Here is a 15791-nt window from a genome sequence, read left to right as displayed (position 1 = left end):
GCCGGGCGGCCCGGTGGTGGGCGGGGTCATGGGAGCGGGCGGGGTCACGGGAGCGGGGCCGCACCGCCGATGGGGACGGCGCCGCGGTCCTCCTTGGCGGTGAGGGCCCGCTGGAGGGCGGTCCTGGCGCGGTCGGCGATGGGCAGCCCGGTGTGGCGGGCGAGGGCGGCGGCGCACAGCAGCGGGGAGATGACGGCGCCGCTGCCGCGGACGGTGGCGAGGTGGTGCAGCGCGGTGTCCAGGTGGGCCGCGGCGGTTTCCGGCTCGCCGGCGCCGAGGGCGCGGGCGGCGCGGGCCTGGATGACGACGGTGTGCTCCGCCCACGCCTCGGCCGGGGTGCCGGCCGCGGCGACGATCTCGGGCAGCGTCCGCGGGTCGGCCGGTTCCGCGCCGCCCGCCGCTCGGGCCAACTCGGCCTGGAGCCGGGAGATCGACGCCTGCCGGGCCATGCCGAGCGCGTCGCACCGCGCCGCCTGGACGGTCGACCACTCGGCGGCGGCGCCCCACTCGCCGGACCGGGCGGCGAGCACGGCGCGCCAGCCGGCGATGGTGGCGGCGCCGGTGCCCTGGCCGAGGTCGCGCAGCACCCGCTCGGCCTCGTCCATCGCGGAGTCGGCTCCGGCGCGGTCGCCGGACATGTGCCGGACCAGCGCGAGGGCGACACCGATCGCCGAGCCGAGCAGCCGGGAGCCGGCCACCTCCTGGTGCAGCCGCTCGCAGTCGGCGAGCGCGGTGGGGACGGGGGTGTCGCCGTTGACCAGGGCCATCGCCAGGTTGGCGTAGACCTCGGTCAGGCCCAGGCAGTGGCGTACGCCGTCGGCGGCCCGCAGCGCCGAGCGCAGCGCTCGCTCGGCGGCGGGGTGGTCGCCGGCGCGCAGCGCCTGGAGCCCGGCGTAGAGGTGGGCGCCGAGCCGCGCCTCGGAGTCCGGGGCATCGACGGCGGCCAGGTAGTGGGGGTCGTCCAGTACGGCGGGCGCGGCGCCGGTCAGATAGGTGCGGGCGTAGAGGGCGTTGAGCCGGGCGTGGATGCCGGCCGCGGGGGTGAGCCGGCCGGGGTCGACCGACAGGACTCGCTGGACCCGTTCGAGAGCGGCCTGCGGCCTGCCGCGGCTGCCGAGCGCGTACGCCTCCAGGACGTCGAGTTCGTAACCCTCGGGGCCGTCCTCGGTGGCGAGCCGGCGGGCCCGGTCGGTGAGCGAGAGGACGAGTTCCGGGCGGCCCCGGGAGAGGGTGAAGCGGGCGGCGGCGCCGAGCGCGGTCACCGCGGCGGTGGCGGCTTCCGCCGTGGTCCGCGAGCCCGGCGCCACCCCGCGCAGCGCGGTGTGCGCGGCTTCCCAGTGTCCGGCCAGCAGTTCGGCGGCGGCCGGGCGCTGTTCCGCGACCGGTTCGAGGGAGCGGGCCAGGCGGGTGTGGACGGTGGCGGTCTCGGCGAGGGTCAGCCGGCGCAGCGCCACCTCGGCGACCACGGGGAAGGCGGGGGCGAGCCGGCCCTGGTGGGCGCCGTCGGCGGCGAGCAGACCGGCCTCCTGGAGCGCGGCCACGGCGGCGGCGAGCCGCACGGCGGGCATCAGGGCGGTCAGGTCCTCCAGCGAGAGGTCGCGTCCCGCGGCGGCGAGCAGGGTCAGCAGCTCCCTCGCGCCGCTGTCCAGTTGATCGAGCCGCGCGCCGAGCGCGGCATGCGCGCTCGGCGGCACCCAGTCGTCCCCCGGCTGCGCGAACCGCCGCAGCGCGACCATCTGCTCGATATACAGCGGGTTCCCCCCGGCCCGCCGCGCGATCTCATCCGCGGCGTCCCGCACCCCGGCGCCCCCCACCGCACCCGCCCCCGGAGCGAGGTGCGCGACCAACTCGTCGTCCCTGGCGGCCGACAGCGGGCCGGCGGCGGGCTGCGGCGGCGCCGACGGATCGGAGGGGGCGGCCGGTGGCGTCCCCGCGGCCGGCGGAGCCGCGTCGGCGGAATGGGTCACCGCGCCCTGCTGGGCGGTCAGGAGGCGGTCCGCCAGCAGGCGGGCGTCCGGGTGGCGGAGGGGTGGGACGGTGACGTGGCGGGCGGCGCGGGCGGAGAGGGCGGGCGGGGTCTCGACGCCGACGAGGAGGACCACCGTGCCATGGCGGTCCGGCGCGGTCAGCTCACCGAGCAGGTCGGCGAGCACCTCGGGTATCCACTCGCTGTGCTCGATCACCAGCACCAGCGGGCGGGATCGCCGAAAACGTTCCAGCGCGTCGGCGAGCGCGCGCCCCAGCTCGCCCCGGTCCTGCGCGGGCGCCAGCTCCGCTCGGCTTAAAGGACCGGTGAGATGGGCCGCGATGTCCGCGTGGTCCACGCCGCGATGGGCGGCGGCCTCGATCTCCTCAAGGAAGAGGTAGCAGGCCAGCAGGCCGAGCCCCGCCCCCACCGGCGGGCAGCGGAGCACCACCGTGGCACTTCCGGGACCCCGGTCGAGCGTCTCGGCGACCAGCCGGGTCTTGCCCACGCCGGGCGCGCCGCCGACCACGATCAGCGCGGGTCCCGGCGCGTCGACGGCCGCGCCGACCGCGGCGGCCAGTTCGCCGACGAGTTCACCGCGTCCGACCGTCCCGACCGCGCCGGGACGCGGCGCGGCACCGGCCGGGCTGACCACCCAGGCCGGTACGGCCTGGCTGAAGCCCTTGGCCGCGACCGGTTCGACCGCCCGCAGCGGCAACTGCTCGGGAAGCTGCAACCGGGTGGCCAGGTCCACGATCACCCCGTCGTCGGGGGCGTGGCTCTGGAGCCGGGCGGCCCGGTTGAGCACCGAGCCGATCACGAAACTCGATGTGCGCGCGCTGACCGCGACATGCCCGGAGGCGACCGCCGCCCGCACCGGGAAGTCACCCAGCAGCAGCTCGCCGAGCCCGGCCGCGTACTCCCCGGTGCCGCGCACGATCGCGGACGCGGCGGCCACGGCGGTGGCGGCGGCGGACTCCCCGTGCCCGTCGACCCCGAAGACCGCGACCACCGCGTCACCGATGAATTTCTCGACCTTGCCGCCGTAACTCTCGACCAGCGAACCGACCAGCGTGAAGTAGCCGTCGAGCACCGCCGCCCACCGGTCGGGTTCGAGGGCGGTGGCCAGCACGGTGGAGCCGACCACGTCGCAGAAGACGACGGAGACGAAGCGCAGCCCACTGGCCGGCGCCGCGGAGCGGACGATCTCGGCGCCGCAGGCCATACAGAAGCGGGCGGCTGACGGATTGTCGACGCCGCAGCTCCCGCAGGGGCCTATCGTGGAGAGGGTGGGACCGGTCGGATTGCTCATGCTCTCCTGCCCGTTCGCTCAACGACGACCGGGTGGTTCACGGCGCTTGCACCGTCGTGAACCACCCGGTCTGTGCGACATGTCCGTGACGTCGGCGACCTGGGCCGGGGTCACAACCGCCGGTGCGCGCTCCGGCGGCGGGTGGCGATTACCAGAGGTAGCCACCGCTGGGGTCCGAGACCGCGACGTGGCCCTCGACGTCCGAGGCGGCGGCCTCGACACGGGACTTGACGCTGAGCAGTACGCCGATCTCGTCGTCGCTCAGGGACTTGAGCACCTCCTGCTGGGCGGGGTTGGCCTGGTCAAGGGCGAAGCCGGCCTCGGCGAGCTTGTCGATCTTCTCTGTCATGGCGTTCTCCTCAGGTGGCGTGCCCGCGCGTTCGACGCGCGGAACTGCGGTTTCCCGGCGTGACGCGCCGGAGTTCAGGGGGGCCGGGCCGGGTTCGGCGGCCGGCCGGTGCGGGTTGGGCACGTCGCCCAGGCGGGCGGCGACCACGAGACTGGTCAGCAGCAGGGCCGCGCCGGCGCTCAGCAGCAGCCACCCGAGTCCCATCCAGGACACGAGAGCCGCCGCGAGTGCGGGGGCCAGCACATTCAGAACGGCGGGCACCGAATTCATGAGCGCCCATACGCGGCCGGTCAGTTCGACCGGTGTCTCAGAATGTACGACGCTCGGGAAGGTAACCAATATCCCGGCACTCGCAATTCCCAGAACGAAAATAGCACACACCCACACGGCGGCGTCAACACGAATTTCCTGCCGAATCGCGATACCGATGACGGCGATGACGCAGCCGATCACCAGCACCGCCCCCGCCATCGTCAGGAACGGCCGCAGACGGGCGGTGAAGCGACCCATGAGCAGGGAACCCAGCACGCCGCCCAGGCCCACGGCAGAGACCATGTAGCCGATGTACGACGACCCCATACCGAGCGCGGGCACGATCAGGGCAGCCATCGAGTCATAAAGGAAGACCACAAACATGAGGCAGCACATGACGAGCAGCAGAGAACGCAGCACACGCGATCCGAATACGTGCCTGAATCCTTCCCCGAGTTCCGCCAGATAATGCGACTCACTTTTTCCGGCCGGTACGGAAGTGGCCCGCAGCGCCCGCGCGGCGAACACCGCGACGACAAAAGTGCAGGCATTCGCGGCGAACACCGTACGCGGCGACATCAGGACGACCAGCACACCGCCGAGCGCGGGACCGAGGATCTTCACCGACTGCATCGCCGTTTGCAGCAGCACGGTGGCGGACGGGATGTCCTCCCCCCGCACCGACACCCGCAACTGGGTCTGGCCGGCGACGCCGCTGAGCGAGCCGAGCGCCGAGCGGACCAGCACCAGGGCCGCCGCCCAGCGCACCCCGGGCGCCACCACCAGGCCGAGGGTGAGCGCCGCCTGTGCCAGATCGGTGAGCACCAGCACCTGACGGGACGGCCGGCGGTCGATCAGCACCGCCAGGAACGGCGTGGCCAGCAGCGGCAGCATGCTCGCGCTCACCACCAGCGCCAGATCGCTCGCGCCGCCGTGCCAGACGGTGGTGACCAGCACGAGCAGCGCGACCTGGTCGAGCCAGTCGCCGAGTCCGGAGATCGCCGAGCTGACGAAGAGCAGTCGGAAGTCCCGGCCGGCGAGTAAGCCGAGGGCGCGCGGGGGTCTCATCCGGCCAGCGCCACCGGGGCGTCCCGGTGCACCCGGTCGAGGATGGCCTCCATCACCTCGATCAGCCCCCGCATGGTGTGCAGGGCGCTCAGGCCCAGCAGCTCGTTCTGCGCGGCGTCGAGCGGCAGCCGGTCGATCAGCCGGTGCACGTCGTCGCGGTGCTGTACGTCCAACTGGGCGTGCCGGGCGATGGTGCGGAAGGAGTCCTCGGGCAGTCCGGTCCTGGCCGCCAGGTCGGGAGCCAGGCCGGGGCCCGGCGGGTTGCCCTCCAGCACCGCGATATGGCCGATCAGCGCCACCGGGTGCACATGGCGCAGCCAGTAGTACTGCGAGCCGACCAGTGCGGCGATGGCGGGCCCCGGCAGCGCCGAGCGGAGTTCCTCGGGGTCGCCGCCGGCCACCACGTAGTCGTCGGCGACCCATTGGTCGTGGCCGTACTCCTCGCGGATGTGCTTGGCGAGGTAGCGGCCGAGCAGATCGGCCGCCGGGTCGCCCTGGCGGGCCACGCAACTCTCGGTGGCCGCCAGCATCAGCGGCACGGTGGCCCGGATCATGCCGTGCAGCGCCTTGAGCCACTCCAGGTAGACCAGGTCGTTGCGCGGATGGGTCCACATGCGCCGGGACGTGGCGTCCACGGTCGGCATCAGCAGCCCCACCTTGCGGCGCAGCGCCTCGGACCGCGACCGCTCCGGCGAGGCCGCCCCCGCCGTGCCCGTCATAGCCGCCATATCCGTCATCCCCTTCCGTTCAGGGTTCCGTTCAGGGTTCCGTTCGGACTGCCGATCGGACTGCCGTTCAGATTCCCGCTCAGACCGGGTCCGGGTCCGGGGCGAGCCCCGGTGAGAGCCGCGCCCAGTGCCTGGACCGAGTCGGCGGCCCGCGCCGAGCCGCGGGCGATGTCGTACGCCTTCCAGCAGCCGCCGCAGACGTTCTCGAAGCGCTCCTCGCGCAGCGCCTCGAACCCGGGCAGATCCGCCGCCGCCCCGGGCCCGAGGCTGCCCATCACCGTCAGCAGCGGGTCGCCCCCGAAGGCCTCAAGCGCGTCGGCGACCCCCTGCGGGCCGCGGACCGGGGCCCGCAGCGCCACCGGGCCATGACCGGTGATCAGCCCCTCGTTGCAGCAGGGGATGAGCACCCCGTCGTAGCGCACGGTCGGTGAGCCGAGCAGCGAGCAGGCGGCCAGCGTGCCCACTTCGTGCCGGCTGCGGATGGCGAAGACGCCGGAGCCGCGGCCGTAGCGCAGCGGGGTGATGACTTTGGTCTCCGCCCACTCGCTCCACCCCGGGCCGAGCGCCTCCTTGAGCAGCGCCTCGGCGGCGGCGCCGCCGTCGCCCGCGCCGCCCGGCTCGCCCCCCTGATCGAGCGCCTGCACCACGATGTGGCTCCCCGCGTCCCGGACCGCCCGCAGCGCGGAGACGAACCGGGCGCCGGACACCCCGCCCATGTGGAAGCCGTCGGTGCTGAGGAAGACGGTGGAGATCCGCGGCAGCAGCTTCCGTACCCAGCCAGGTGTGCCGCCGTCCTCGCGGGCCCAGTAGCCGCTGGTGAAGACGACCGTGTCGAGCCCCGCGTCGGCGAACGCCCCGATCGCGTACGGCAGCGCCCGCTGCTCGGCGAAGGGCTCGCCGCCGGAGACCGCGACCGAGCGCAGCCCCGGCAGCGCGACGATGCCGGCGACCACGTCCCGGAAGACGTCCCAGTCGGCGACGCGTCCGCCGTCGGCGCGGGCGTCCACCGAGCAGTGGGCGCAGCCGACCGGGCACTGGTCGGTGATGTACAGCAGAATCGATTCTCCACGGCGGCGGCGCATCGCCTCGGTGTCAGCCAGCGAGGGACGGCTGTTCACGGCCCGCCTCCGATCCCAGGGCGACCAGATCCCCGTAGCGCCCGGAGCGACGGCCCGAGAAGGCGGTCGCGGCCTGCCGCTCCACCACTTCACGCGCGGCGATCTCCAGCAGCCGGCCGGATTCGGTGCGCAGATACTCCGCCAGCCCGCGCTGGGCCCGCTCGTCCCCGGCCAGGGAGACGCAGTTGCCGCACATCCCCTTGTCGCAGGCGCCCTCGGAGAACCGGCCGGCCACGAAGCTGGGGCCGAGCACCCGCAGCGCCCGGAACAGCTCGCGCTCCAGGAAGATCCGGCGCAGCTCCGGCCAGGACTGGCGGGCCGCGTGCCCGAGGATCAGGTGCTCCGGCTGCCGCCGCTCGACCAGATCCTGGTTGCAGCAGGCGTAGACGGTCCCGTCGTAGGTGACCAGCGGCCAGGTGACCCGGTCGCACGGGTCGACCGCCGCCACCGGGACGTTGGACGTGGGTGTCGCGGTCAGCCCGGCGAGGTCGCGGCCGCGGCCGATCGCGCTGAGGGTGCCGACCAGGATCGGCACCTGGTCATCGAACTCGCGGCGCACATCGGCGATCAGATCGGCGAGGTAGGGGTCGTCGTCACCGCGCCCGGTGAGCTGGAAGCTCACATCCGGCACGATCTCCCGGACCTGGTGCATCGCCCGGAAGACCTCGGCCCGGCTCACCTCGCGCTCGTGGAACTCGTCCAGGCTGGCGGCGAAGTGGTCCACCTCGCGGATCGCGGCGGCCACCGGCGCCGGCAACCGCCGGTCCTCACGGGCGAACCACATGCCGGAGAGCACATAGGACCGGGTGCCGACCGCCCGGGCGGTACGGGCCAGGTCGGCGACGAGCGCGGCCCGCAGCAGCGCCTCACCACCGGACATCAGCAGCAGATCGGGCCGGGTCTCCCGGTCGAAGGACTCCACCAGCTTGCGGAACGGGGTCTCGGGATGCTGCTCGCTGGTGGACGAGGAATCGGTCGAGCAGTGCGCACAGGACAGCGGGCAGCGGCGGGTCAGCGCCAGATAGAGGCCAGCGGCGGGCTTGTTGCGGCGAGCGCCGATTTCCAGCAGATGCATCTGATCACCCCTTTCTCAGCGCCAGCGCGCTGGCGATCTCCTCCAGGGAGGCGAGTGTCCGCGCGGCGGACGGATCGTCGGTACGGGCCAGTCCGGCCACCAGTGCGGTCAGCCGGTCGGCCGCCGCCGCGTGCCGGGCGGGCGGGCCCGGTAGTTCGCCCGCGAGCGCCAGCGCCGCGGAACACTGGCGGGCCAGCTCCGAGACCAGCTCGATCACCGCCGTAGCGCTGCGCGAACCCAGGACCGGATCGAGGATCTCCATCGTGCCGAAGACCGAACCCCCGGTCTCCAGCGGCGCGGCGATGATGCTGTTGGGCACCAGGCCGGTGGAGACGGCGAAGTCCCGGTTGAACTGCGGATGATGGTCCAGATCGTCGGCGATCACCGCTTCCCCGCTCTGGAAGACCCAGCCGGCGATACCGCTGTAGTCGGGGATCTTCCACCCCAGCAGATGGTCCTCGAGCGGGTCGGAGGTCGCCTCCAGGACGAGGGATCCGGCCCCGGGGTCGTGCAGGAAGATCGACGAGGCGGGCGCGCTGAAGACGAGCCGGGCCAGCCGCACGGTGGAGCGCAGCACCTCGTCGCGCCGGGACAGCGGGGCGCCGTCGTGCGCGGCGCCGTCCTGCGGTCCGGGGAAAGGGTCTTCATTCGCCGGTGGGGGCATGGCCGGCTCCTTCGGCGGAGTGGTCGGGTTCGTGGATTGCGTCGCGTTGATCAGGTCGAACTGGTCGGCCGAGCCGGTCGGGGGTGTGGAGTGCGCTGAGTTCGTCGAGTGACGTGAGCGCCCCGAGTTCGGAGCGGGCGCCGATTTCCTTGAGTTCGCCGGATTCCCCGGATTCACCGGATTCACCAGGTGGAACAAGTTCGATGAGATTGTCGGAGAGAGCGGCGAGCACATGTTTTATCTCGCCGACCGGAAGATGTGGGTGTTTGCCGAGAAGGCGGGCCACAAAACCAGCGACATGAGGCGTGGCGAAACTGTTGCCGGAAAGTGTCGAATGCCCTCCGTTTGTCCACGGGACGTCGATGTTGACGCCGGCCGCGAAGAATTCCACCGGTGGCTCGGGGCTGACCTCGATACGTTCCCTGTCATCGCTTTCGTGCGATCCGACGGAGATCACGGAGGGGAAGGTCCAGGGGTAGCTGCGCACCGGGCTGTTGTGGGCAGCGGCCACGATGGCCACCCGGTTGAAGTACGCCTCGTCGGCGATCTCGTGCAGGGACGCCTTGAAGTCCGGCTTGCGTGAGGAGAGGCTGAGATTGACCACGTCGAAGCGCTCCGCGACCGCCCAGCGGAGCGCGGCGAGCAGCGCGTTCCCGTCGCCGCCGAGGCCGGGGCCGAGGATCCGTATGCTGGTCAGCGCCACATCGGGGGCCACCCGCCGGATGATCGCGGCGCACGCGGTGCCGTGTCCCGCGGCGTCGCCCTCCTCGTCGGGAACCAGCCGGTAGCCGCCCGCGGCACCAGCCGGATCTCCCGGGTCTCCCGCGTCGAAGCGCTCCACCGCGTACGCCGCCACCAGTGGACCGATTTCCGGGTGCCCCTGAGTGACGCCGCTGTCGATGACGCAGACCCTGACCCCCGCGCCGCGTGAACCTCCCCAGGCCCATTCCCGGTCGACCGCCGCGGCGGCCGGGAAATGGGACCGGTCCACCGATTGACCGGCATTCATATGGGCGAAACGGACAGAAGCGCGACGTGTTCCGGTTGTCAAGTGCACCGTCCAGTTCAGTCAAGAAAAACCCACATCGAACCGGCGATTGTCCAGTTCGACGTTCTTGCGGAAGCGAGGTGCTGACTTGACCGGCCGAGTCGATCGACCGCTGGCTGCCAGGAAGAGACTAAGGCGGTTTCCATGGACCTTGCAAGGGCTGTCGGATTATTTGGTTCCGATGATCTCCAGGGCCGCCGAGCTACCCGTCCCCTCTTCGATCCAAACCTCGGGCCAGATCACCGTTCGGCGCTTGGGAAGCACGGGTGCGCCGCTTTGTGCGCCCTCTTTTTTTGCCATCCGGGGCGGGCGGCAACACCACCGCTGTAATCTAATTCATCCCCAGGCGAATCTCACGCATCAAGAGTAACTCGAACACCAACGTACGTCATCGTCCGCGTAATTGGCGGAACATGCGGACCCGGCAATGGCGGCGCCGGGATTCAGCCGGACGGCCGGATCGCGCGTGCGAACACCGGCCACAGGGAAGGTCGATGAGAACCCGCGCCCGGACCCCCGCCGACCGACCAGTCCCGCACCCCGCACCGCACCCGCACCCGCGCCCGCACGGCACCGTTCAGCCCTTTCGTCCCCCGCCTCGTATGAAGGGACCGTGCCATGTCAGCAACCACCACCCCCACCGACCGGACCGGCGATCCCGGCGACCGCGTCGAACTCCCCGAAGGCGCCGCCCCCGTAGGCCGCTACGCCAACGCGGACCTGCTCCCCGTCCCGCTCGCCCAGCGCCGCTGGACCACGTACAACTTCGCCGCGCTGTGGGTCGGCATGGCCCACAACATCGCCTCCTGGACGCTCGCCTCCGGCCTGGTCGCCCTCGGCATGGACTGGAAGCAGGCGGTCCTGACCATCGCCGCGGCCAACGTGATCGTGCTGGTGCCGATGCTGCTCACCGGGCACGCCGGGCCCAAGTACGGCATCCCCTTCCCGGTCTTCGCCCGCGCCGCCTTCGGGGTGCGCGGCGCCAACCTGCCGGCGCTGGTGCGCGCCGCGGTCGCCTGCGCCTGGTTCGGCATCCAGACCTGGATCGGCGGCTCCGGCATCTTCCTGCTGGCCGGGCGGCTGCTCGGCGACTGGTGGTCGGGCGCGGGGCACATCGGCGGCTACCCGTGGACCCAGTGGCTGTCCTTCCTGCTCTTCTGGGCGGTGCAGATCGCCATCATCGTGCGGGGCATGGAGACGGTCCGCCGCTTCGAGAACTGGGCCGCGCCGTTCGTCATCGCCGGCGCGCTCGCCCTGCTGGCCTGGATGAGCGTCAAGGCCGGCGGCCTCGGCCCGCTGCTCGACCAGCCGTCCAAGCTCGGCTGGGGCAGCGGCTTCTGGAAGGTCTTCTTCCCGAGCCTGATGGGCATGATCGGCTTCTGGTCGACGCTCTCGCTGAACATCCCCGACTTCACCCGCTACGCGGCCACCCAACGCGCCCAGTTGTGGGGCCAGTCGCTCGGGCTGCCCACCACGATGACCGCCTTCGCCCTGCTGTCGGTACTGGTGACCTCCGGCTCCCAGGCCGTCTACGGCACCGCGATCTGGGACCCGGTGGCGCTCGCCGCGAAGCTGGACAACTGGGCCGCGATCCTCTTCGCCCTGGTGACGGTCCTGGTGGCCACCTTGTCGGTGAACATCGCCGCCAACACCGTCTCGCCCGCCTTCGACCTCTCCAACGTGGCGCCGCGGCTGATCAGTTTCCGCGCCGGGGCGCTGATCACGGCGGCCGTCGGCATCGTCATCCTGCCGTGGAAGCTGATCTCCAGCCCGCAGGCGTACATCTACACCTGGCTCGGCACGGTCGCGGGCCTGCTCGGCACGGTCGCCGGGGTGCTGATCGCCGACTACTGGCTGATCCGCCGCACCCGGCTCGACCTGCCCGATCTCTACCGGGCCGGGGGCCGTTACTGGTACGACGGCGGCTGGAACTGGCGGGCGGTGCTCGCCTTCGCCGTCGGCGGTGTGCTCGCCATCGGCGGCTCCCACTCCGCCCCCGGCGCCGGCCCCTTCCCCTCCGGCGGCCTGATCCCGGCCCTGAAGCCGCTCGCCGACTACGGCTGGGCGGTCGGCCTCGGCGCGGCCCTCGTCCTGCACACGGCGCTCAGCCGGCTCATCCCCGACCGCCGGGCCGCCCAACTGGACGGTCTCGCCGAAGCCCCGCTGACGGAGCCGCGCGGCTGACCACCGCGGCCGTGCCCGCCGCCCCGGTGGGGGTGGCGGGCACGGCGGGCAGCGGGGACTGCGGGCAGGGGGGACGGTCTGGACGGCGTACCGCTCAAGAAGATACCTTTGCAAAGGTTTCTTCCCTGCACGGCAGGCCGAGAGGACGTCCCCACGTGACCGTCACCACCGCCACCGCCACCGCCGCTACCACCGCCACCCATCGAGTGCCGTACCTGGTCTTCAGCGATGTCGACGAGACCCTCGTCAACGCCAAGAGCATGGTCGAATTCCTCCGCTTCCGGCTGACCCGGCGTTACGGCGAGGCGGAAGGCACCAACCGTTTTCTGGGCATCGCCCGGGAGTTGCAGGCCCAGGCGGCCGCCGGCACGCCGCGTGACGAGATCAACCGCGCCTACTACCGCCACTACGCGGGGGAGGACGCGGCGGCGACCGAGCGACTGGGCGAGGAGTGGTTCGCCGAACGGTCGGCGCGGCCGGATTTCTTCATCGGGTCCACGCTCGCCTCGCTCAGCAGGCACCGGGCCGCGGGCGCGGGGCTGGTGCTGGTCTCCGGCTCCTTCCGCCCCTGCCTGGCCCCGATCGCCCGCCATGTCGGAGCGGCCTATGTGCTGGCCACCACCCCGCTGGTACGGGACGGCAAATACACCGGCGAGGTGGCCGAGCCGATGATCGGCAACGGCAAGCGGGCGGCGGTGCTGCGGCTGCTCGCCGAGCACCCGACCGTCGATCCGCGGGAGTGCTACGCCTTCGGTGACCATCCCTCCGACCTCCCGATGCTGGAGTGCGTCGGGAATCCCCGCGTGGTCGGCGACCATCCGGAGCTGGTTCGGCACTTCCGGCCGAGCGAGCCGGTGGCGGCCGACGGCTGCGGCGGCCTGCGGTCCGCCGCCATGTGAGAGCTTCGCCTGGGGGTACCCCTGGCGGGCGCCGCCCTCACCCCGGCGGGAGGCGCCGTGCCCCTAGGAGGCGCTGGGGGTACCCCCAGGCGAAGCTCTGGGGGCGGAACGGCGCGACCAGCCACAACGCACGCGCGGGTCGCCACCGGCCGGGTGGGGCTGTTGCTGTTGTTGCCGGTCCACCGGCGGGTGGTGGGTTGCTCGCGCAGTTCCTCGCGCCCCTGCTGGGCGCCGCCAGGCGCCGCGGCGCCCCCGGATGGGCGTGGCCTTCACCTGGGCGGGAGGTGCCGTGCCCCAAAGGGGCGCGAGGAACGGCGCGACCAGCCACAACGCACGCGCGGGTCGTCACCGACCCAAAGGGGCTGCCGCTGCCGCATCCGGCCCACCGGCCGGTAGGTGGCTGAGCGCGCAGTTCCCCGCGCCCCTGGATGGTTGCCGCCAAGCGCCGGGGCGCCCCTAGGAGGCGCTGTGGGTCCCCCCGGGCGCTACGCCCCGCCCACTGCAAAAAGTGCGGCCGCGTACGCGCCGGCGGCCGGCTCGAGGCGGAGCACACCGTGCGACCCGATCGTGTGCACATCGCGCCACAGCCGCTGGAGTTCGCCCCCGCCGTCGCGGACATGGGCGCCGCCGGTGCGCAGGAGCCGCTCCACCACCGTGACCAGCAGATCCGCCGCCACGGCGGCATCGCGCCAGTTGCGGGCGACGGCCAGTTCCGTGACGGGCTCGTCGTCGGCGCGGCGGGCGGCCTCGGCGAGCAGCAGATGCGCGGCGTCGATCCCGGCCGACGCTCGGGCCAGCGTCTCCCGCACCGAGGGGTCCTCGTGGTTGGGCCGGCCGTGCGCGTCGGCCTTGCCCGCCGCCCAGTCCGACCAGAGCTGAAGGGCCCGCCGGGCGGCGCCGAGGGCGGGCGCGCAGAAGAGCAGCCCGCCGGCCAGGTGGGTGGGGGCGGTGTGGCACCTCGGCGCGGCCGGATCGGAGTCACCGCGGGTCAGATCGGCGAGCAGGAAGGACCGGTGACCGGGGACGAGTACGTCGTCGGCGAGCACGGTGTTGCTGCCGGTGCCGCGCATGCCGACGCTGTCCCAGGTGTCCCGTACCGTGACCTCGCTTCGCGGGACCGCGAAAACGCGCGGGCCGCGGCCGCTGTCGTGCGCCTCCCGCGCGGTCAGCAGCACCCACGCGGCCAGGTCCACCCCGCTGGCACGACCCCACTCGCCGCTCAGCCGCCAGCCACCGCCGTCACCGGCCGCGGCCGGCACGGCCGTGCCGAACGGCGGCGCGACGGCCGCCGCGATGCGCACATCGGGCGAGGCCCCCCAGATGTCCCGCTGCCCCGCCGGCGGAAGATAGCGGGCGAAGCGGGCGTGCGCCGCCCACAAGGCGGCGCACCAGGCGGCGGAGGCGCAGCCCTCGGCCACCTCGGCGGTGCGCTCGGTCAGTTCGGCGAAGCCGCCGTCCACCCCGCCCCAGCCGCTGGGCACGAAGTGCCGGGCGAAACCGGCCGCCGTGAGGACATCCGCGACCTCGGCGCCCAAGCGCCGCTCGCGCTCGGACCGTTCGGCGTGCGCTGCCACGGTCCTGGTGGCCCGGCCTATAGGGGAATCGTCCATGTTCCAGCTCCTCGTTTCGGGGATGCGACCTATTTCAACAATTCCTTTGCGAAGGTATCTTTGGTGGAGACTCCACGGCTTCAGGGCTTCGGGAAAGGAGACCCGGCATGGCGCAGCAGGCGCGTTCCCCGGTGCGGATCGGGTCCGACGCGGGTCAGGCGGAGTGATGAGCGAGCAGCCAGCCGGTGGTGGAGGTGGCGAGCACCTTGCCGTTCTGCACGGCGTCGATCACGAACCGGCGGACCGGGGCGCCGCGGTCGTCCGGCGCGGTGCGGTCCTCCCGTACGACGAGGCCGATCGGCGCGTCGAGTTCGCCGAACGCCAGGCAGTCGGTGGCCAGCGAGACCAGGGCGGGCGGTTCGCCGGGAGTCCCGGCGCCCTGGGCCGACTCGCGGACCAGCAGGTGGCCGAGCTGGCGGAACCCCTCCAGGGTGGCCATCAGCGGTGTGTGGTCGGACGGGTGGTCGAAGAGGATGGCGTGATCGAGGTCGAGGGCCAGCCACCACTGGTTGAACTCGTCCTGTCGCGGCACGGGTTGACCGGGCTGGGCGGTCTGGCCGGACTGAGCGGGCTGGTCGGACTCAGCGGTCTGGCCGGACTGACCGGGCTGAGCGGGCCGACCGGCCGCGCCGGGTGCGCCCGCCTCTCCTGGTACGCCCACCCCTCCTGGTACACCCGTCGCGCCGTACGCCTCATGCGCGCCGCGGGCCAGCACGCTGTCCTTGACGCGGAGCCGCCCGACCGCGGCGGCCGGCATCTTGCGGCCGGGCGTGCGGTACGTCGCCGCCGGCCCGGATCCCCCGGCGCGAGCGGTCGCGTGACTTCGGGCGGCCTTCCCGCGCAGCAGCGCGTACCGCTTGTCGTCGACGGCGATGACACGCAGCCCGCCCCGCCCGCATGCCTGTCCGTCCACGGTCAGCGTGACCTCCAGCCGCATGCCGTACCGGTGCGGCGGCTTGTTGGCCGCCCAGGTCCAGTGCGCCTCGAGCACCACCGGTATCGGCGCGGCGCCGACCCGCAGCCGGGCGGGGTCGGTGATCTCGAAGTCGATGTCGGAGCCGATGAAGCGGTGGCTGAGCGGTACTCCGTAGTACCGGTGCGCCAGGTACACCAGCGCCTGCCGGATGGTTTCCGCGAAGAGCAGCGGATCGCTGATCCCGGCCTCGTCCGGGTAGTACATGGCGTGGTCGCGCGGCCATTGCGCGGCCACCAGGAAGCGGTCCTCGGCCACCGCGACCGCGTCCGTGATGAACACCTCCGCCACCGCCTGGCGGTGGACCAGATAACGCGGGATCGGCTGGAGGAAGCTGAGTTCGCCGCCGCTTTCCGGCAGCGGACCCTCCGGTCCCCGCGGCGGCTCCGCGCGATGACCGATCCCGGCGGTGGACGCGATTGCGGGCTGCTGAGGCATGACTTCCCCCAAAGTGAGAACTCAGGTAACTGGGCGTCAGGTGCGGTTGCGTCTCCCGTAAAATATACCTTTCGGAAGGTATATTTCAAGGTGTCGTACGGCAGTGC

General features: G+C 72.6%; 11 protein-coding genes. 2 read left to right on the top strand and 9 right to left on the bottom strand.

What is annotated here, in order from left to right; all coding sequences use genetic code 11:
- Positions 1–44: 44 nt before the first annotated feature.
- The 7 genes from OG519_RS18010 to OG519_RS17980 form a co-directional block, all read right to left on the bottom strand.
- A complete protein-coding gene (locus tag OG519_RS18010; RefSeq protein WP_405584716.1) occupies positions 45–3278 on the bottom strand; it encodes an AAA family ATPase in 3234 nt (1077 codons plus the stop codon).
- Positions 3279–3426: 148 nt separating this feature from the next.
- Positions 3427–4947: an MFS transporter gene (locus OG519_RS18005; protein ID WP_405584713.1), complete on the bottom strand. Its 1521-nt coding sequence runs from the start codon at positions 4945–4947 to the stop codon at positions 3427–3429.
- Positions 4944–5675, bottom strand: a complete 732-nt coding sequence (locus tag OG519_RS18000; RefSeq protein ID WP_405584710.1) for an iron-containing redox enzyme family protein — start codon at positions 5673–5675, stop codon at positions 4944–4946. Before OG519_RS18000 ends, OG519_RS18005 begins: the two co-directional genes overlap by 4 nt.
- Before the next feature lie 5 nt (positions 5676–5680).
- Complete coding sequence (locus OG519_RS17995) at positions 5681–6793, bottom strand: radical SAM protein (protein ID WP_405584708.1); 1113 nt, start codon at positions 6791–6793, stop codon at positions 5681–5683.
- Positions 6768–7868, bottom strand: a complete 1101-nt coding sequence (locus OG519_RS17990; RefSeq protein ID WP_405584706.1) for a radical SAM protein — start codon at positions 7866–7868, stop codon at positions 6768–6770. The genes OG519_RS17995 and OG519_RS17990 overlap by 26 nt, the downstream gene beginning before the upstream one ends.
- Positions 7869–7872: 4 nt before the next feature.
- A complete protein-coding gene (locus tag OG519_RS17985; RefSeq protein WP_405584703.1) occupies positions 7873–8532 on the bottom strand; it encodes a GAF domain-containing protein in 660 nt (219 codons plus the stop codon).
- Positions 8513–9583 carry a S8 family serine peptidase gene (locus tag OG519_RS17980; protein ID WP_405584701.1) on the bottom strand — a complete coding sequence of 357 codons (1071 nt, stop codon included), beginning with the start codon at positions 9581–9583 and terminating at the stop codon, positions 8513–8515. Before OG519_RS17980 ends, OG519_RS17985 begins: the two co-directional genes overlap by 20 nt.
- A gap of 615 nt (positions 9584–10198) precedes the next feature.
- Here OG519_RS17980 and OG519_RS17975 point away from each other — a divergent pair.
- Both OG519_RS17975 and OG519_RS17970 read left to right on the top strand, forming a co-directional pair.
- Positions 10199–11764: an NCS1 family nucleobase:cation symporter-1 gene (locus tag OG519_RS17975; protein ID WP_405584698.1), complete on the top strand. Its 1566-nt coding sequence runs from the start codon at positions 10199–10201 to the stop codon at positions 11762–11764.
- A 155-nt stretch (positions 11765–11919) separates the two neighbouring features.
- Positions 11920–12663 (top strand): HAD family hydrolase, encoded by a 744-nt coding sequence (locus OG519_RS17970; protein WP_405584696.1) that lies wholly within the window; start codon positions 11920–11922, stop codon positions 12661–12663.
- Between the two features lie 485 nt (positions 12664–13148).
- Here the strand turns inward: OG519_RS17970 and OG519_RS17965 are convergent, their stop codons facing one another.
- Both OG519_RS17965 and OG519_RS17960 read right to left on the bottom strand, forming a co-directional pair.
- The gene (locus OG519_RS17965) at positions 13149–14273 is read right to left on the bottom strand and encodes an acyl-CoA dehydrogenase family protein (RefSeq protein WP_405584693.1); all 1125 of its coding nucleotides are present in this window, start codon (positions 14271–14273) and stop codon (positions 13149–13151) included.
- Between the two features lie 154 nt (positions 14274–14427).
- Positions 14428–15684, bottom strand: a complete 1257-nt coding sequence (locus tag OG519_RS17960) for a ScbA/BarX family gamma-butyrolactone biosynthesis protein (RefSeq protein WP_405584691.1) — start codon at positions 15682–15684, stop codon at positions 14428–14430.
- Positions 15685–15791: the final 107 nt, after the last annotated feature.

Origin of the sequence: Streptomyces sp. NBC_01190, assembly GCF_045039895.1 — a bacterium.
Taxonomy (GTDB): Bacteria; Actinomycetota; Actinomycetes; order Streptomycetales; family Streptomycetaceae; genus Actinacidiphila.
The sequence above is the reverse complement of the archived record's forward strand: the minus strand, read 5'-3'. Positions and strand labels throughout refer to the sequence as shown.